The sequence below is a fragment of the Solwaraspora sp. WMMD791 genome (genome assembly GCF_029581195.1).
Classification (GTDB): domain Bacteria; phylum Actinomycetota; class Actinomycetes; order Mycobacteriales; family Micromonosporaceae; genus Micromonospora_E.
The window spans coordinates 5,318,375-5,335,768 of sequence record NZ_CP120737.1 but is presented as its reverse complement, the minus strand read 5'-3'; the positions used below and the strand labels follow the sequence as shown (position 1 = coordinate 5,335,768).

The 17,394-nt window shown below is 68.7% G+C and carries 19 protein-coding genes and 1 pseudogene; 9 read left to right on the top strand and 11 right to left on the bottom strand.

Translation table 11 applies throughout. The features are described 5' to 3' along the window. Positions 1 to 32: 32 nt before the first annotated feature. The 4 genes from O7623_RS23870 to O7623_RS23855 form a co-directional block, all read right to left on the bottom strand. Positions 33 to 1,295, bottom strand: coding sequence for an ISL3 family transposase (locus O7623_RS23870; protein WP_282223817.1), 1,263 nt, complete (start codon positions 1,293 to 1,295; stop codon positions 33 to 35). 164 nt (positions 1,296 to 1,459) lie between these two features. Then, positions 1,460 to 3,235 (bottom strand): hypothetical protein, encoded by a 1,776-nt coding sequence (locus tag O7623_RS23865; protein WP_282225229.1) that lies wholly within the window; start codon positions 3,233 to 3,235, stop codon positions 1,460 to 1,462. After that, positions 3,232 to 3,648, bottom strand: a complete 417-nt coding sequence (locus O7623_RS23860; RefSeq protein WP_282225228.1) for a DivIVA domain-containing protein — start codon at positions 3,646 to 3,648, stop codon at positions 3,232 to 3,234. Before O7623_RS23860 ends, O7623_RS23865 begins: the two co-directional genes overlap by 4 nt. 72 nt (positions 3,649 to 3,720) lie before the next feature. Beyond that, positions 3,721 to 3,927, bottom strand: a complete 207-nt coding sequence (locus O7623_RS23855; RefSeq protein ID WP_282225227.1) for a hypothetical protein — start codon at positions 3,925 to 3,927, stop codon at positions 3,721 to 3,723. A 26-nt stretch (positions 3,928 to 3,953) separates the two neighbouring features. Between O7623_RS23855 and O7623_RS23850 the strand changes: the two genes are divergently transcribed. The 6 genes and pseudogenes from O7623_RS23850 (at position 3,954) to O7623_RS23825 (ending at position 6,459) form a co-directional block, all read left to right on the top strand. Continuing rightward, complete coding sequence (locus tag O7623_RS23850) at positions 3,954 to 4,244, top strand: hypothetical protein (RefSeq protein WP_282225226.1); 291 nt, start codon at positions 3,954 to 3,956, stop codon at positions 4,242 to 4,244. 127 nt (positions 4,245 to 4,371) lie between these two features. Beyond that, positions 4,372 to 5,244 (top strand): helix-turn-helix transcriptional regulator, encoded by an 873-nt coding sequence (locus tag O7623_RS23845; protein WP_282225225.1) that lies wholly within the window; start codon positions 4,372 to 4,374, stop codon positions 5,242 to 5,244. Next, positions 5,241 to 5,441: a DUF397 domain-containing protein gene (locus O7623_RS23840; RefSeq protein ID WP_282225224.1), complete on the top strand. Its 201-nt coding sequence runs from the start codon at positions 5,241 to 5,243 to the stop codon at positions 5,439 to 5,441. The genes O7623_RS23845 and O7623_RS23840 overlap by 4 nt, the downstream gene beginning before the upstream one ends. Before the next feature lie 227 nt (positions 5,442 to 5,668). Next, positions 5,669 to 5,872, top strand: a complete 204-nt coding sequence (locus tag O7623_RS23835; RefSeq protein WP_282225223.1) for a hypothetical protein — start codon at positions 5,669 to 5,671, stop codon at positions 5,870 to 5,872. 172 nt (positions 5,873 to 6,044) lie between these two features. Beyond that, positions 6,045 to 6,176, top strand: a pseudogene (locus O7623_RS23830) (type I restriction-modification system subunit M N-terminal domain-containing protein); the annotation flags it as partial. 37 nt (positions 6,177 to 6,213) lie between these two features. Then, entirely contained in the window at positions 6,214 to 6,459 is a 246-nt protein-coding gene (locus tag O7623_RS23825; RefSeq protein ID WP_282229702.1) for a hypothetical protein, read from the top strand. Between the two features lie 55 nt (positions 6,460 to 6,514). On the opposite strand, the gene O7623_RS23820 is transcribed toward O7623_RS23825, so the two are convergent. The 4 genes from O7623_RS23820 to O7623_RS23805 form a co-directional block, all read right to left on the bottom strand. Next, entirely contained in the window at positions 6,515 to 8,740 is a 2,226-nt protein-coding gene (locus O7623_RS23820; RefSeq protein WP_282225222.1) for a VWA domain-containing protein, read from the bottom strand. Between the two features lie 10 nt (positions 8,741 to 8,750). Next, a complete protein-coding gene (locus O7623_RS23815) occupies positions 8,751 to 9,755 on the bottom strand; it encodes a hypothetical protein (RefSeq protein WP_282225221.1) in 1,005 nt (334 codons plus the stop codon). 29 nt (positions 9,756 to 9,784) lie between these two features. After that, positions 9,785 to 10,090: a CU044_2847 family protein gene (locus tag O7623_RS23810; protein WP_282225220.1), complete on the bottom strand. Its 306-nt coding sequence runs from the start codon at positions 10,088 to 10,090 to the stop codon at positions 9,785 to 9,787. 180 nt (positions 10,091 to 10,270) lie between these two features. Continuing rightward, a complete protein-coding gene (locus tag O7623_RS23805) occupies positions 10,271 to 10,819 on the bottom strand; it encodes a hypothetical protein (protein ID WP_282225219.1) in 549 nt (182 codons plus the stop codon). A 67-nt stretch (positions 10,820 to 10,886) separates the two neighbouring features. Here O7623_RS23805 and O7623_RS23800 point away from each other — a divergent pair, with 67 nt between their 5' ends. Continuing rightward, a complete protein-coding gene (locus O7623_RS23800) occupies positions 10,887 to 11,624 on the top strand; it encodes a VOC family protein (protein ID WP_282225218.1) in 738 nt (245 codons plus the stop codon). A gap of 152 nt (positions 11,625 to 11,776) precedes the next feature. On the opposite strand, the gene O7623_RS23795 is transcribed toward O7623_RS23800, so the two are convergent. Further along, entirely contained in the window at positions 11,777 to 12,499 is a 723-nt protein-coding gene (locus tag O7623_RS23795; RefSeq protein ID WP_282225217.1) for a hypothetical protein, read from the bottom strand. Beyond that, a complete protein-coding gene (locus O7623_RS23790; RefSeq protein WP_282225216.1) occupies positions 12,499 to 13,044 on the bottom strand; it encodes a sigma-70 family RNA polymerase sigma factor in 546 nt (181 codons plus the stop codon). The genes O7623_RS23795 and O7623_RS23790 overlap by 1 nt, the downstream gene beginning before the upstream one ends. A 250-nt stretch (positions 13,045 to 13,294) precedes the next feature. Between O7623_RS23790 and O7623_RS23785 the strand changes: the two genes are divergently transcribed. Further along, positions 13,295 to 14,803 carry a hypothetical protein gene (locus O7623_RS23785; RefSeq protein ID WP_282225215.1) on the top strand — a complete coding sequence of 503 codons (1,509 nt, stop codon included), beginning with the start codon at positions 13,295 to 13,297 and terminating at the stop codon, positions 14,801 to 14,803. A gap of 232 nt (positions 14,804 to 15,035) precedes the next feature. Then, positions 15,036 to 16,475 (top strand): rifampin monooxygenase, encoded by a 1,440-nt coding sequence (gene rox / locus O7623_RS23780; protein ID WP_282225214.1) that lies wholly within the window; start codon positions 15,036 to 15,038, stop codon positions 16,473 to 16,475. A 127-nt stretch (positions 16,476 to 16,602) separates the two neighbouring features. Here the strand turns inward: rox and O7623_RS23775 are convergent, their stop codons facing one another. Beyond that, complete coding sequence (locus O7623_RS23775) at positions 16,603 to 17,337, bottom strand: SDR family oxidoreductase (protein ID WP_282225213.1); 735 nt, start codon at positions 17,335 to 17,337, stop codon at positions 16,603 to 16,605. Between the last annotated feature and the right edge of the window lie 57 nt (positions 17,338 to 17,394).

Sequence of the window (17,394 nt, the reverse complement as noted above, 5' to 3'; positions counted from 1 at the left end):
TTGTGTTGTTTGTGTGGGTCGGTTCTGGATCGTCATCTGGGTAGTTGTGGTCGGTGGCCGCCGAGGCTGAGCATGGCGAGGGCGATCAGTGCGTGGGGTGAGTGGAAGCCGAACGCGATCCGGGTGATCAGCCGGATCTTGGCGTTGACTGACTCGATGAGTCCGTTGGACAGTTGGTGTTCGATCGCGGCGCGGATCGTGTCGCGGTGGCGTGTGATCCGGCGTTGGAGTTCGACGAAGGCGTCGATACGGCTGCGGCGGGCCCACTCGATCCACCTGTCGAGGGCTTCGAGTGCCGCTGCCGGGCTGTCCTTGGCCATGGCGAACACGGCGCGGAGGCCTTCCTTGAGGGCCCAGGCCCGGTACAGCTGGGGCTGGGTCCTGGCGATCCAGTCGAGTTTTGCCTTCTGTGCCTCGGTGAGGTTGTCCGGGTTCTTCCACAGGGCCCACCGTGCGTTCTTGAGTGTGCGGGCGTCGCCCCGGGCGGTGTTGCGTCGGCCGGTGCCGCGTCCGGCGGCCTGGTTCCACGCCTGTCGGCGTACCAGGTCCAGCGCTTCGGTGGCCCAGGCCACGACGTGGAACGGGTCGGCGCACCGCACCGCCTGCGGGCAGCGGCGGGTGACGACCTTCGCGATCGTGTCGGCGCCGTCGGCGGACACGTGGGTGATGGCCGCGGCGCGCTGCTCACCGAGCTGGTCGAAGAAGGCGTGCAACGTCGCGGCGTCCTTGCCCGGCGCGGCCCACACCAGTCGGCCGGTGTCGTGGTCGACCACGACGGTCAGGTACCGGTGACCCTTCTTGTAGGCGATCTCGTCGATGCCGATCCGACGCAGCCCGGCGAACCGGTCGGTGACCTCGCCGGTGTCGGCCCATACCCTGGCCACGATCGCCCCGACGGTGCGCCAACCGACGCGCATCAGCTGACACACCGTCGATTTCGCGGTGCGCACCGCCAGCCACGCCACGGTGGCGTCGAACGCCCGGGTGTGTCCGGCGTTGTGACGCGCCCACGGCACCGCCGCGACCACCACGCCGTGCTCGGCGCAGGACACCCGTGGCGCGTCGGCCTCGACGACCGCCCTGACCGTGCCCAGATCCAGAGCCCGCCACCGCCGCCGCCCGTGACCGGCGTCGAAACCCGGACACCGCCGGCCGCAGTACGGACACCGCCGCCGCGCCCCTCTACGCACCCGTACATGGACCACCAACAACGCGTCTTCGTCGTCGAACTCGACGTCCTCCACCACCGCCCGCTCGACGCCGAGCAGAGCAGCCCATACGCTGACAGAACGCACGCCGTTCCCCGCCTTTCCCAGTTCTGACCTTCGACAAGCCAGAACCTAGGCAGGGCAACGGCGTGCGCCACCAACGCCGCGCCGAACCACCCACAGACACAACACAAGATCCATGATTATTCCTCACAGGAATATCGCTGAGCACGAATACATCCTGCAGCCCTTCAGGCGCGAGGCTGGGCCGTGGTGGTGGTGTGGGTGCCGTCGGGGTGGAGCCGGACAGTGGCGGGCTGGCCGGGCCGGTTGGCGGCAAGGCGGCGTACCTGGGTGATCCAGGCCCCAGTGTCGGCGACGGTGCCGGCCGCCGCGGCCTGTTGTGGGACGGGCATCGGCTTCTCCTGGTCGGCGGGGATGGTGGCGCGCAGTGCCCCGTGCAGGTAGCGGTAGCAGAGCGCTACGGCTTCGGGCAGGCTCGCGCTGGTGGGGACGGGGTCGACGGCGAGCGGGGTGGCGGGGTCGACGACCCGGACGGACCAGCTGTGGCCCTGCGACAGTTCGGGGCGGCCGACGGTGTTGCGGTGGTCGACGACGGTGACGTCCAGGGCGAGACCGAGACCGCGCACGACGGCGGCAAGTGCGTCGAGGGTGGGGCCGGGCCAGTCGGTGGCCAGGACCATGACGCGGGCGCCGTCGTGGGTGGCGCCGACTTCACCGAGGTACGCGTCGAGCGGGTCGCCGCCGGTGTGGGCGACCTGGCTGACGCCGTTGCGCAGGTGCTGGTCGATGACGTGTTCGCCGTCGATGTCGGTCAGGTCGGTCGGCTCGACGCCGAACTGTGCGGCGAGCGCGCCGATCTGGTAGTGCTCGGGCAGCTGCCACACGGTGGTGCCGGACGGCCGGTCGGTGAGCGTGCGAGTCGCCGGCTCGGGGGCGCTGTCGGGTCGCCAGTTGCGGTGCACGGTCCGGCCGCGCAGGTCGGTGACGGTCAGCACCGCGCCGCGCCGGACCTGCCGGGTGCCGTAGCAGTCGAGGCAGAACGGCGGGTCGACCCGGTCGGCGCAGCGTCCACACGGGTGGGTGGGGATCGCCTCGCCCCAGTGTTTCGGGGTCGGCGGCTCCCAGCCACGCACGTACTTCCCGGCGGTGTCGGCGGGTCGCAGGCTGGTGTGCCACCAGTGCCGGTTGCGCCAGATGGCCTGTGCGCCGCCGTGCTGTTCGGCGTCGGCAACCATGCGGCGTTCGAGCTGGTCGAGGTCGTGGCCGCCGGGGTGGCCGGCGAGTCCGACCGGCACCGGGCGGGCGGTCAGCGCATCCTCGGTGAGGTAGTGGGCGGGTAGGTGCGGGTTGGCGACGGTCAGGCCGGTGACGGCGCGTTCGGCGGGGATGGTGGCGAGCGCGGTCGGCAGGTCGGCGATCCAGCGGTGCTGGTAGTCGGGGACCGTACCGCCGGGGTGTTCGAACCGGACGTCCCAGCTGAGCCCGCCCCGGCTGGAGCTGGGCCGCACTTCGAGGACCAGGTCGACGTGCAGCTGGTCGGCGAGGGCGCAGAGCCGGCCGAGCAGCCGGGCCGGGTCGCCCGGTGGCGGCGGTTCGGTGCTGCGGCCGATCAGGACCAGCCACGGCGTGACCTGCCGGTTGGTGAGCGCGACGGCTTCCCAGCGCAGCCGGTCGCGCTGCGGGATGCCGGGCTGCCACTGGATCGGCAGCATCAGCCCGGACGACGGGAGCCGGCCGGGTTCGTCGGGGAAGTCCGGGTCGCGCAGCGTCGCGGGGGCGATGCCCGCGCGGGTGGCGAGGTCGGTGACGATCGGGGCGTACGGCAGCCACCAGGTGCCGCCCGGGGTCGGGATCGGGGTGAACGAGCCGGGGATCAGGCTGGTGGAGGCGACCGCCCCGGTGTCGAGGTTGGCGACGGTGAAGACGCGTTGCGCCCGCCGTCGGTCCGCGCCGACTCCGACGATGTGCAGTGAGCTGGGCGGTACCGCGTCGACGCCGTTCACGCCGCCACCCCCGCCCCGAACCGGTGGGACTGGCGGAACTGCTCCGACTGCCAGTCCCGCAGGGCCTGCTTGATCCGGGTGTTCTCGTCCTGGGTGGAGCGCAGTTCGGCACGCAGGGCGGTCAGCTCGTCGGCGACCAGGTGCAGGAAGGTGCGTACCTCGGTGGGGTCGCAGCCGCGCCGGACGCGGTCGCCGAACGCACGGTCGCGGACCATGCCGGGGCTGATCGACGGACGCACCGGCCGCCCGTAGTAGTGGCCGGCGGTGTTCGGGACGGGCCGTACCGGCGGACGCCGGTCGGCGGCGTGCGTCGTGGTGCGGCGGGCGTGTTCGGCGATTTCGGCGAGGAGCCGCCGGTGCCGGCGGCTGCGGGGCAGCGGCGGCCGGCGGAACAGGTCGAGGAGTCTGCGCACGGCAGGACCACCTTTCAATCAGGGGGTACGGGTGAAGGAGGCGCGGTGCATGTCGTGGTGTCGCCGCCCTGGTCAGCGGTGCCGGCGGGGTGCGAAGCGCAGGCCGGCGCGTTGGACGAAGATGTCGCGGCGTTCGCGGGCTCCGCCGTCGGGTCCGAGCACGTAGCCGGCGAGCCAGACCCAACCGTCGTACGTCCAGCCCTTGTCCACTGCCGTCACCCGGAACCGGAAACCTCGGCCGGCCGCGAACTGCACACTCGCCCGACCGTCGATGATCAACTCGTCGCCGGGCCGGGGATCGGCAGGTGAACGGCCAGCCGACCCGCTACCTATGGGCCGCCGGCACGGTCCATCGACCGCAGACCGGGCACCACCGGGATTTGACCTTGAAGCAGAACAGCCCGACGAAGAACCCGAGCAGGACTCCGGAAGCCAGGGCACTGAACACGATCATGATCAACCCTTCCGATTGGGCTGGGGAGGCAGCCGGGCGGGCCGTTGCCGCGACCCGCCCGACCACCTGGGAATACAGCGAAACGCAACGGGAAACGATCATGAACTCGCCGCTCCCCGCTACCCAGCAGCCGGCCAGTTGATCAACCGTCCACCTTCGATGCACCGCCTACGTTGGCACCAAAAATGTGATCTTGCAACTCCCATAGGCGCATAGATTCCTTTGCGCGGGACTCGCCAAAGTCTGAATCATGCTGCACACTGTCCTCTATGGCAGGAATCCCGAGCGTTCAACGCCGTCGACTCGCAGCAGAGCTCCGCGCACGTCGCGAAGCCGCCGATCTGACCATCGACCAGGTCATTCAGAAGGTGAAGGTCGGCAAGTCGACGCTGTCGCGCGTCGAGAATGCCCAGGTCTCGGTCACGCCGAGAACCGTCACGCACCTACTCCGGCTCTACGGCGTCTCAGACGAGGACGTCGAAGCGCTGGTCCAGCTCGCCCGCGAGGCCCAGCAGTACAACTGGTGGCACGACTACTCCAACGCCATGCCACACGAACTCGCCGAGTACGTCGCGTTCGAGGACGAGGCGACCCAGCTTCGCGCCTACAACGTCCAGCTCGTCAACGGTCTACTCCAGACCACCGACTACGCCCGCGCCATCATCAGCGCCGAGTTCCCGGACGGCCCAGCAGCGAAGGTCGAGGAGCGGATCGAAGTACGTCTCGTCCGCCAGAAGATCCTGGACCGGCCGAACCCGCCCCGGATGTGGTTCGTCCTGGACGAGGCAGTACTGCACCGGCCGGTCGGCGGCCCGCACGTGATGGCAGAGCAACTGGAACACCTGATCGCCATCGGGCAGCGGCCAGCCATCACCGTCCAAGTCCTGCCGTTCCGCCAAGGCGCCCACATGGGCATGGGCGTGTCCTTCACCATGCTCGACTTCAGCAACCACCCGACGGTCGTCTACCAGGAAAATCTGAGTGGCGCTCTGTACCTGGACAAGGACTACCATGTGGAGACGCACGGGCTGGCGTTCGACCACCTCCGTGCGACCGCGCTCTCACCCGCCGACACGCTGGCCTTCCTGCGGATGAGGGCGGAGGCGATGCTGGCGCAGGGAGCAAGGGAGAGCCCCGAATGACCACCCCTCGTGGCCTGGATCAGGCGATCTGGCGCAAGAGCACCCGCAGCAACGGGCAGGGCATGTGCGTCGAGGTGGCCACCAACGTCCCCGCCACAGTCCTCGTACGCGACAGCAAAGACCCCGCCGGCCCGGCACTCACCTTCTCCCCCGCCGACTGGACGTCCTTCCTCTCCACCCTCACCGACACCCACTGACCGACCTGCACGTGGACCCTAGCGTCACCGCCGAGCAGCTTGCCGAGGCACTACCCGCCAGGCTGCTCCGCGCGCACCGGGTCCAGATCCTCGATCGCCAAGGCGGCGATCGCCCAGCTCGCAAACGGCGTACTCATGGTCGCCCGTGGCTACTCGCCGATGTCGTAGATGCTGACGCCCTGGTAGCGCTCGCAGCCGCGCTTCGCCTCCAGCCCGAGTCTGGGCTCATGGACTGGATGCCCTGGCCCGATTGCTGGCTCAAGATCATCGACAGCGACGGCTCCGAGCTGATCACGCTCGGCGTGATACCCGGCTGGCTGCGTTGGGAGCCCTACGGCGACGTCAAACTGCACCAGCCCGAACTGCTGACCAACTGGCTACAGCACCACGGCGGCCAGCGGCGCAAAGACGCCACGACAAGCAGGGAGTAGCCAGGCAGACGCGGATCGACATACCAGATGAGCAACGACACGCGGGCCACGATGGCCGGCGGGTGTCGTGGTGCGCGATCATGCTTGCTGACGCATCGGCTGCTGCAGGCTGTGCGCCGCCCGCTCCACGGCACGCACGGACCTGCGCTGGGCGTCCTGCATCTGTCGTCGAGTGATCCGCGCATGGAGCCTTGTGAGCACCCTTGGTAGTTTCATCTGGTCTATCGCCGACCAGCTACGAGGCCCCTACCGCCCCAACCAGTACGGGAACGTCATCCTTCCGCTCACAATCCTGCGACGTCTCGACGGCATCCTTTGGCCATTTTCATCCTGTGTAGCGGTTGGCTTCGACGTGGCTGCTCACCCGCCCAGACCTGATCAACCAGACGTTGGTGAACTCGAAGAAGCAGTTCATGGAGTCGCAGGACTTCCAGTCGGCGGTCATCGAGGCGGTTGTCGACAACCAGGAAGCCCACAACACCATGGCCGACTACTTCTTCAGCGACGGCCCCGGCATCAGCGCCGTCGTCATGGCCCTCGCGGACGCCTTCTACGAGGCTGCGATCGACCAGCAGACCGACAGCTGAGCGGCCTGGATGCTGCTGGAGGAACGCGATCGGCCAGACCTACCGGCCACCTCGGTCAGCGGGTAGCGGCCCCGCGGTGGGAGAGGTAGCCGCCGCGGACCCGGCCGAACTGGTTCATCTGGTAGACGGCGTATCCGAAGGCACCACCCCGGACCGCTGCCCCCTCGAATGACGTCCGCTGGGTGCCCAGGTTCATGGCGAGCGACGTCAGCTTGGCCAGAGTGATCTCGTCGTCACGAAACTGCGGCGACGGAACCGTGGCGAAGGCGACCTTGAGCGTCTGTGCGTGCTGATGGAGTCGCCGCGTCGCGGCCTCCTTGTCGTCGTCGTAAAGGTCGTCCAGAGCGAGGAAGGTGACCTCACTGGTCCGCAGCCCGAGGCCGTGAGTGAGGACGGTCTCTGTGGGGATCCCGCCGGCGGCCGACAACTCGATTTCGACGCGGCGATTGTCGCGGGCGAGGGTGTCGAGGTACTGAACGGTCGCCCTGCCGAACGCGCCATCGGCGGCGGCGTCGGCAGGGACTTGCAGCTCCACGACAACCCAGTACGTTTCGCCGTAGGCGAGGTCAGGGGCAAAGATGCGGATGCCCCGCTCGTCGCGGATCAGGTCGGGCAGGTTCTCCACCTGATACTCGTCACGGGACCGCTGCCGCGCCGACTCAGCCTCAGTCAGCACCGCCGCCCGGCCCGCCGGATCGGTGATCAGGTCATGGCCGTAGATGTGCCAGACGGTGGTCTGCGGAGGGATGTCGATCCGCAGCTGAATGTTGATCGCGGCGAGGCTGTCCCGCCGGGCCAGATCCTCCGACAGTACGGAGGTGACGTCGGTCGCCTCCGTGACGAAGGTCCAGTGTCCGCCGCTGACCCCGGCGAGGGCACGCAGCTCGGCCACCCGCGCGTCCGAGCCGAAGCCGAAGCAGGAAAGAGTGACATCGCCTCGGACCCGGGCGGCGACGTTGGCGCGAATGGTGACCCAGTTCGTCTCGCCTGAGGTCGGGTCACCGTCAGAGAACAGGTAGACGCAGTTCACGGTACCCAGCGCACTGTGGCGCTGGATCTCATCGAACGCGAACGACAGCCCGAGGTTGAGATCGGTGCCGCCATCGGCGTGCATGCCAGCAAGGATCTGCCCCAGTTGATCATCGGACAGCTCATCCTTACGAGTTGCCCGCAGCAGCGTACGGGCCTGATCGTTGAAGACGATGATGCCAAGGACGTCGGTGTCGCGCAGCTGTGCGTACAGCTCACGGATGGCAATAATGGCGTCGCCCAACTTCTCGCCCGACATCGACCAACTGACGTCGACGGCGAACACGAAGTTCACGGACAGCGGCTCGCCGGTCGACTCACCGGCCAGTTGGTCCGCTGGCGCCTGCGAACCGGCCCGCAACGCGATCTCGACCAGATGGGTGGTGTCATCGTGGGTCCTGAACGGGCCGGACACGGCGGTCGAACCGTGGCTCACAGCGACAGCGCTGCCCGGACCTGGCAACGGGATGCCATCCGTGTTGGACGCGACGAAGTCGTCGAACCGGATCCGGGTCTGGTCGATCAGCACGCCCTGGTCGATCAGATCCGCGATACCCAGCGTCGGCCGCGTGCCGAAGGCGTTGTTGCGCCGCACGAACAAGCCATCGTGCGGCAACGGGCCGGTCCGGGCCGGCACCAGCGGTGGCGGTACGTCATCCAGCCCCCAAGCGTGCCCGGCGGGCACGGCAGACGCTCCCGCCGAAACCGCCTCGGCTACCCATCCATCAAATGATTCTACGAGTCTGTAAGTGTGCACTCCAACCGAGTCATGCTGTAGCCGTCCACCATATTCAACCTCCTCGGCATCGAATTCCTCAACAAGGAAATCCACCTCGCTTCCTGTGGCTCTTCTGGGATCAGGCGACAGAAGTAGTTCCAGAACCCTGATCAAGGAATGACTTCTGTCGAGATTCAAGTTCAGCAATATATCCGTCAGGAAATTCTGCCATCCATCGGGAAACCTCGACGGCTCCGGAGGTCCGAACAGCAACAACCTCCGGCCACCACCCGCTTGCAGGACTTCCTCAACCCTGCTGAGCGCCGCCTCGACCAAGGCGCGGTGCCCGTCATGCGGGACAGACAGTGGACACAGCGGGATCGTGATCTCGTCGAGAATGTGCCACCCGTACTCAACGGCCAACTCTAGATGCGATTCGTGCCCAGCGGAGCGCTCGGCCTCGTCATCCAGGCGGTCGCACGGCCAGACGGCGATGACAACCTTGGGTTGGCCATGTTCGCCGGTACTGGACATCGGAATCTCCTCAGTGCAAGTCGAACTCGGGTAGGGGGCAGAGACGGATCAGTTCCGTCTCTGAGCGAATCCCTGGCGTCAGGAGCCCGCACTGCTCGACACAACCTGTCCAAGCGTCCAGATCGGGATCCCACCCTCGGGATTTCTCGACCAGCCGTGCTGCGGCGGTCCGGTCGGTCGGATCGTTCGTCAGTAGAAGTTGGCAGATCTTGACACTGATACTCGGCGCATGCCGCGCGTCGCGCTTCAGCGCCTCATCCAGGTACGCGGCCGCGACATGCCAGTTGCCGCGAGCCCGTGCGGTCTGGGCACGCCAGAACCAGTACTCGGCGTCCCGGGCATCGGCCGGCACCCGGGCCAACGCCCGATCGGCACCGTCCATGTCGCGCTCGCCGAGCCTTTCCCGCACCCCGGCGAACCGGTGGGGCACGTCCCGTGCTAGCTGCAGGCCGAGGCGCCGAAGCGCTGCGTCGATCGGGACGGCGTAGAGCACTGTGGTCGCCGACCGCCCCTCCGGACGCCGCTGTCGAGCACGGACCTGCTCGCAGAGCACGCCGATCACGACGTCGGGGCGCTCCCGCAGCCGAACAGCGCTGCCCGAGTATCCGCCGTAGTCGCCGAGTGCCTGATCCACGTCCAGTTGCAGCATCGACACCACAGCGCCGCCACCGTTGACGATGTCACGGTTCGTCGCCACAACCCGGCCGGTCAACTGCGGGTCGTTGTCGGCCGGCCGACTGGTCACGATCCACCTGGTGTCGACGCCGGCTGCGCCGGCCCGCAGAGCTCGGACCTCCGGGGCCGCCAGCCACAGGGCGGCGACATCAAGCTCTTCTGCACACTCGAGGCGTTCGACCGGCACCGCCACCGAATCGCTTCCAAGCCGTACCCGGATCTGGCCGGCCGGCCTGCTGCCCAGCACGTGGGCCGCAGTGACCACGACTCCCGGCAGGCACAAGAATGCGCTGCCAAGCGTACGTCCCCCCGGCTCCAGCAGGATGGTTGCGTCTGTCATCAGGGGCGCGGCTATCGAGTACGCGGCCGTCAGGCGCGCTGGAAAGTGACGGTCACCTCGAACGTCGCCTCGGCCGACGCCTTGCTCAGCACGACGCCCGCCTCGGCGACGAGTGCGACACCAAAGGTGGCGGAAACCTCGGCCAGCTTCCAGCCGTCGACCGAAGCCATGTCCGGCAGGCTCTCCGCTACGGCCCGAACTCCGTCGACAACGGCCGTACGCACATCGTCGACGCGCTCACCCAGCCGCTCCGTCAGCCCGTCGCTCCAGCTGATCTCTCGACCACTGCGCAACTCCACGACCTGTACGCGAGTGTTTGGGTCTGGTTCATCCACTATGCTGCCCCACCATGATTTGTCCCGCGTCGATGTCACCATTCTTCATCCTGATCGGTCACTGATCGAGCCGGAAGTCGGTCAGAACTCCGACATCGCAAGGCTGGGACGAGTCAAGTGATCATGGCGACAGCGTCCATTCACCGTTACCCGTGCAGGAGCACGGGCAGATGCTGCCTGCTACAGCGGCAGGCAGGCGTCGTCGGGCAGGCGACCGACGATCAGGGGCGGCGCGGCGGTCTCCGACCGAACGTGCCCGAGCAGGCAGGCACGCCCGGCCCGTACGGCGTACAGGATCGCCCCCGCCGGAGCCGGATCGGTGAACCGGGCCGGCCGTACCACCGGTTCGTTGAAGCCGGCGGCGATCAGCGCCTGCCGGACCGCCTCCGGTGTCGTGACCGGGAGCCGACAATGTTCCAACGGCCCGCCACAGTCTGCGCCGAGCTGGCGGACGAAGCCGTCCAGTAGCGCCTGCCGGCGCGGCTGCGCCGCTACCCGCTCGTCGTCGGTCAGCGGCGCACGCCGGCCGAGATCCTCCGCGATGCGCTCGCAGTAGTCATCCACGCTGGACACCACCTGGGCACACATTAACTGCTCCACCGTTGCCGCCGGCCGACCGTCCGGCTCATTCGCTGACACGCTGGCCTGTATCAGCGGCACGGCGACCGCCGTGGCGCTGGCGACCACGAACAGCACGGCGATGGGTAGCCCAATCCGGACAGCCCGCATTGCGTCACCGTACCGCCGTCCAGCGACAGCTATCTGTCCTGCGTCAACGCCGTCTAGCATCGTCGGGGTGGCGACGCGGCTGGTGCAGATCAACATGAAGGCCCGCAACGACTCCGCGTTGGGCGGTTTCTGGGCGGCGGTCCTCGGCTGGGAAGTCTCCAGCGAGGGACCGGGCGTGACCAACCTCGAACCCGCAGGCTTCGTCTACCCCGACCCGGTCGCCGTCTGCATCGACCTCGTCATGTCTGCCGAACCCAAAACGGTGAAGAACCGCGTACACCTCGACCTCGCCACCACCTCGGCGGCCCATCAGGCGGAGCTGGTCGCACGACTGACGGAACTCGGCGCGACCCCCATCGACATCGGCCAAGGCGACGCGCCGTGGACCGTCCTGGCCGACCCGGAAGGCAACGAGTTCTGCGTGCTGGAGCCCCGGCCGGTCTACCTGGACACCGGGCCGATCGCCACGGTCGTGGTCGACTGCGCGGACCCGCGAGCCATGGCCCGCTTCTGGAGCGCGGCCACGGACTGGACCTTGTACGAGGTGACCGACGCGACTGCGAGGCTGCGCTCCGCCGCCGGCGTCGGCCCGTACCTGGAGTTCGTCCGCACGCCCGACGCGAAGGTCGGGTGGAACCGCGTCCACCTCGACGTCCGCCCGTACCCGGATGACGACCTGGACGCCGAAGCGGCCAGGCTGCGGGCGCTCGGCGCCACCCCCGTCGACCTCGGCCGAAGCGACATCCCGTGGAAGGTCTTCACCGACCCGGAAGGCAACGAATTCTGCCTCCTCACCCCAGCCTGACCTACGAGCTCGCCGCACTGTTGCCGGCAACTGTCGAGGGAACCTTCATTGTCGTCAAATCGACCCTGAGACAACCATGTGGGTTCCCTCGCGTCATCGGCTGAGCCGATGTAGCGAGGCGACCAACAACCGGGGCGTTCACGCAACCATGCTCACTCTCCTGGCTGCGGCCACACGATCCTCGTCGGGTGCGGGCCGGGCCCGGTGTAGCGGGCTGAGCCAAGCACGCCTGACAGGGCACAGTATGTGCCGCCGGTCGGCGCGAGATAGAACATCGTGTACGTCGTCTGAGTCGCCGGGTCGGAGTAGTGCGAGATGGTCAGAACGCTGTTTTCAGGGAACAGCGCCGGCCGCATGACGTATCCGTCAGTGGAGATCGGCTCCCCGCTGGGACTCATGTTGTTCAAGCCTTCGCCTGTCTTGTCCGTCTCCGATGGATCACAGAAGGGTACGGGCCGAGCTGGCATGTCGTAGTGCACCTCCGTCGGTACGCCGGCTTGGCGCAGGTCGGCGGCAATACCACCTGGATCGTCGAGCCGGTCCCACTCCACGATCAGCTCCACCGAGCCGTCCGGGTTGGCGGTCACCGCGTACGCGGGGGTGGCCCCGCCGGGGCCGTCGAGCCAGATCGTCGACGCCGCGAGGGCCACCGCCACCGCTGCGGCGGCGACCCCGCCGAGCATGAGCCGCCGGTGCCGCACCCGACGAACGGCGGCACGCGGACGGCGTACCCCTGTCGTGCCGGAAGGTTGCGCGGTGTCGGACCGGGGCTGCGCGAGGATGCCGGCCAGCATCGCCGTGGCCTGGGACGATTCGGCGTCCACCCGCCAGTCGGCGACCGGATCCGCCTCGCGTATCAGTCGGTCGGTCTCCATCATCGTCCTCCTTCGTTCGCCAGCGGGGAGAGCGCGGCGTCCGCCGGCCTCCTGGTCGGGGTCGGCGCCAACGCGGCCGCCAGCCGCCGCCGGGCCCGGAACAACCGCACCTTGTACGCGGTACGACTGCACCCCATGACGGTGGCGGCGGCAGTGGCGTCCAGCCCTTCCCAGGCGGCCAGCCGCAGCGCCTCCTGGTCCGCTTCGGACAGTTGGGCCAGCGCGTGGCGGACCCGTACCTGGTCGATCACGACATCGGCGTGGTCGGCCGTGACCGTCTCGACGGCCGCGCCCAGCCGGGACGTCAGCCTCGCCTGCCGGTCCCGGCCCCGGATCTCGTTGCCGATCAGGTGCCGGGTGGTGGCGTACAGCCAGGGCAGCGGGTCGGTGGCCGGCACGTCCGGCAGGCGTCGCCAGGCCACCAGGAACGCCTCGCTGACGATGTCGGGAGCGCGGTCCCGGCCGACCCGGCGGGCCGCGTACCGCATGACCTGGCCGTAGTGCCGCCGGAACAGCTCCGCGAATCGTCTCCGGTCGTCGTCCATGCCCGGTCTGTTTCCGCCTCCGCCGCCAGGGTTACCGCAGCTCGTCGGATGCGGCGCGACTCGATCAGGACCAAGACCCGTCAGGCACGGTACGGCCGCCGAAACCCCTTGTGCAGCAACGTTAATCTGAGCCGAGGTATCCATCGAGGAGTTTGATGCACGGGGAGAGTAGATGAAGCCTTGGCGCCTCCGCGCGCTTGTCTCAACCGTGGCAGGCGTCGCGGTTGCCCTGTCGATCGCACCTGCCGCCATGGCGGCACCAGCCGCTGGCCCGGTGCTGGACGTCGCGTCGATCGCCTTCGACCATCCGCAGGTCGACGTCACGCAGGACTACGCCGCAGTCAACCTGAGGTGGACGATCAGCAACCGGTCCGCCAAGGCCCAGTGGGTCAACGGCGCGGTCGAGCTGCGCCAGTTCGCTGGCAGCGAGCAGGTCGGTCAGCCGCACACGGTCAGCTACCACCTGCACTGGGGCCAGGCGCAGGTCGGAGGCTCCGGAACGGCGCAGGAGTCCACCTACGTCTACGAGTTCCTGGTGCCGCGGTACGCGTCGGCCGCCGAGACGGTCTGGCGGGTGACGAAGGTGACCATCGCCGACGACGTCGCTCATGCCCGTACGGTGCGCGACCCTGGCCCGGCCGCGCTGGCAGTGACCCAGCTCGTCGACGCCGAAGGACCGGTCGCCGACCATTTCTACTTCGACTTCGGCCAGCCGCCGGCGTTCTACGATGACGGCTCGGGCGTGACGTTGCGCTACCGGGTGCAGATCGTGGACGACTCCGCCTTCAAGAAGGGCAAGCTTGTGCTGGCCGGGCCGGCCGGCGTACGGCTCACCGCAACGTTCCAGCTCGCCCGGAGCGGATCAGGGTGGTCCTGCAACGGCGAGGCGACCTATGACCCGACCTGGCTGAGCTGTCCCATCTCGATCGTCGTACCGGCCGGCACGCCGTCGGGCACCTGGCGGGTCGCCCGGCTCGATCTGACCGACATCTGGGGTAACACCCGGACCGACACCGCCCCGCAGGGGGCAGCTCCGGTCCTGGTGAGCCGCAACGACGTGGTCGCCGCGTCCGGCTTCGCGCTCACCGAGACGCAGGTGAACAACTGGCGCCAGCCGGCGTCGACCGCGCTCACCTTCACCCCGCACGGCGCGGTCGGCGGCCTGGCGTCTGTCGAGGTCGACGTGTCCTGGTGCTCGCAGCCGTCGCGTACGCCGACAGCGGGCGATGACGGCTCGTTCTCGGTGGAGATCGTCGTGCATTCGAGCTGGATCGACTCCTGCCGGATCGAAGGCGTCAAGCTGACCGACGGGGCAGGCAACGTCGCGCTCTACGGCACGACGTACGGTGCCCCCGACCTCGGCCTCACGGTCACGCGCGTGCCGGATCAGCAGGCACCGGTCGTGCTCTCGGCGACGTTGCCCAAGGCGACCTGGACCCAACAGGAAGTTGACGACGCATGGGGCATCGGCTTCGACGTCACGATCGAGGTCGACGAGTTCGCGCCGATCTCAAATTACAGCGCGACGATCTACGACAGCACGGGCGTGTCGCGGGGCGGCATGTACGGCGGCGAGAATGACGACGGCACCGGCGTCTTCGGGCTGGCGGTGTCGACCGGTGGGCTGGAGCCGGGGCAGTACACGATCGGTTTCTCCCTGACCGACGGCGCCGGCAATACCAGCCTGTGGGGCTACCCGAACAACGCGGGCAACCCCATCCCCGACGGCCCACTGGTCGTCACCGTGGTCGCCGACTGAATGTTCGGAGATCCCGCTTCGACGAACGGGCTGAGTGGCATTTTGGAGAATGACAGAAGCCGACAGCTTCCTGCCACTCTTAACGTATAGCGCACCCGGGGTCTTGCCACAAGACCCCGGGTCTGCCGCAGAATCTCCAGCCGAAGCCAGAACACCTGGCGAATCAGGGTTTCGCGAGCACGCATTCGTTGTCGACGGGTGCGCAAAACGCGAACGATCGGACGGGGATTCAATGATCGACGTGATCATCGTGGGTGGTGGGCCGACCGGCCTGATGCTCGCCGCTGAGCTGCGGCTGCACGACGTACGGGTGGTCGTGGTGGAGCGGGACTCGGCACCGACCGAGGTGGTCCGCTCGCTCGGCCTGCACGTACGCAGCATCGAGTTGCTGGACCAGCGCGGCCTGCTGGACCGATTCCTCGCGCACGGGCAGAGGTTCCAGATCGGCGGCTACTTCGCTGGCATCGCGAAAGCCTGGCCGACCACCATGGACACCGCACACGACTACATTCTCGGCATCCCGCAACCCGTCACCGACCGGCTGCTCGCCGAGCATGCCGCGGCGGCCGGTGCCGAGATCAGGCGCGGGTGTCAACTCGTCGGGCTCACCCAGGACGACGACGGGGTGACCGCCGAACTCGCCGACGGCACCCGGCTGCGCTCCCGCTACCTGGTGGGCTGCGACGGCGGCCGCAGCACGGTACGCAAACTGCTCGGCGTCGACTTCCCCGGCGAGCCGGCCCGGGTCGAGACGCTGCTGGGCGTGATGGAGCTGACCGCCGCCCCCGACGAGGTGAGCGCCGTGATGACGCGGGTACGCCGTACCCAGCTGCGGTTCGGGGCCGGGCCGGTCGGCGACGGGCTGTACCGCATCGTCGTACCGGCGGCCGGGGTGTCCGACGACCGGGCCGTCCCGCCGACGCTCGAGGAGTTCCGGCAGCAGCTGCGGGCGACCGCCGGCACCGACTTCGGGGCGCACTCGCCACGCTGGCTGTCCCGCTTCGGCGACGCGACCCGCCTCGCCGAGCGGTACCGGGTCGGCCGGGTGCTGCTGGCCGGTGACGCGGCGCACGTGCACCCGCCGCTGGGCGGGCAGGGCCTCAACCTCGGCATCCAGGACGCGGTCAACCTGGGCTGGAAGCTGGCCGCGCAGGTCGTCGGCTGGGCGCCGGCGGATCTGCTCGACACGTACCAGGCGGAACGGCGGCCGGTCGCGGCGGACGTGCTGGACAACACCCGCGCGCAGACGGAGCTGATGTCGCTGGAGCCGGGCCCGCAGGCGGTACGGCGGCTGTTGGCGGAGCTGATGGACTTCGAGGAGGTCAACCGGTTCCTTGTCGAGAAGATCACCGCGGTCTCGGTCCGGTACGACTTCGGTCCGGGCCACGAGCTGCTCGGCCGCCGGTTGCGCGATGTCGCGCTCCAGCGCGGCCGACTGTACGGGCGGATGCATCGGGGGCGTGGGTTGCTGCTCGATCAGACCGGTGGGTTCTCGGTGACCGGCTGGGCGGACCGGGTCGACCATGTCGTCGACGTCGGCGACGAGCTGGCCGTGCCGGCGGTGCTGCTGCGCCCAGACGGGCACGTGGCATGGGTGGGCGACGGGGGCGGCGACGGTCAGCGGGAGCTGCACGACCGGCTGACCCGCTGGTTCGGACGGCCGGCCGGCTGACCCGACCGGCGCGCCGTCGTGCGCGGCTCCATCAGATCGATGTGAGCGTCATCGTTGCCAGGTCGCTCCTTTGACAACGATCCCGCTCACATCGATCTTGGCACGGTGTCCGGCGTCAGCCGTCACGTCACCAGGGAATGGTGCCGTCGTCGTTGACGAAGGTGCCGGTCGGGCCGCCGTCGGGCAGGGTCGCCAGCCGGATCGGGGTGGCGGCGGCCTCGTGCACCGGACGTCCGACACCGCCGGTGAAGTCGGTGGCGACCAGCCCCGGGCAGGCGGTGTTGATCAGGATGTTGGTGTCGGCGAGTTGGCGCACGTAGTGCACGGTGATCGCGTTGAGGTACGTCTTCGTCGGCGAGTAGGCCGCCATGATCGGGCCGACGTTGATCTCCGGGTCCGACTGCCAGGTCAGCGACCCGACGCTGCTGGAGATGTTGACGATGCGCGGCGACGGCGACCGGCGCAGCATCGGCAGCATCGCGTTGGTCACCCGGATCACCCCGAACACGTTGGTGTCGACGATCTCGCGTACGGCGTCGATGTCGAGGGTGGTCGGGTCCTGCACCCACCCTGGCCCGGTCTCGCCGGAGATGCCGGCGTTGTTGACCAGGACGTCCAGTCCGCCGACCCGGCGCTCGATCAGTTGGGCGGCCTCGGCGACGCTGCGGTCGTCGGTGACGTCGAGCGGTACGGCGAACGCGTCGACTCCGGCGGCGGACAGCGTCTTGACGGCCGCCTCACCGCGGGCGGCGTCGCGCGCCCCCACCGCCACCCGGTAGCCCTTCGCGCCGAGCCCGGCGGCGATCTCGTAGCCCAGTCCCTTGTTCGCGCCGGTGACCAGCGCGGTCTTCTTCTCGGTCATGACGCCGATGGTGGCGCGGCGGCGGGTGCCGGCGTTACACCATCTGAGTGCGGACGT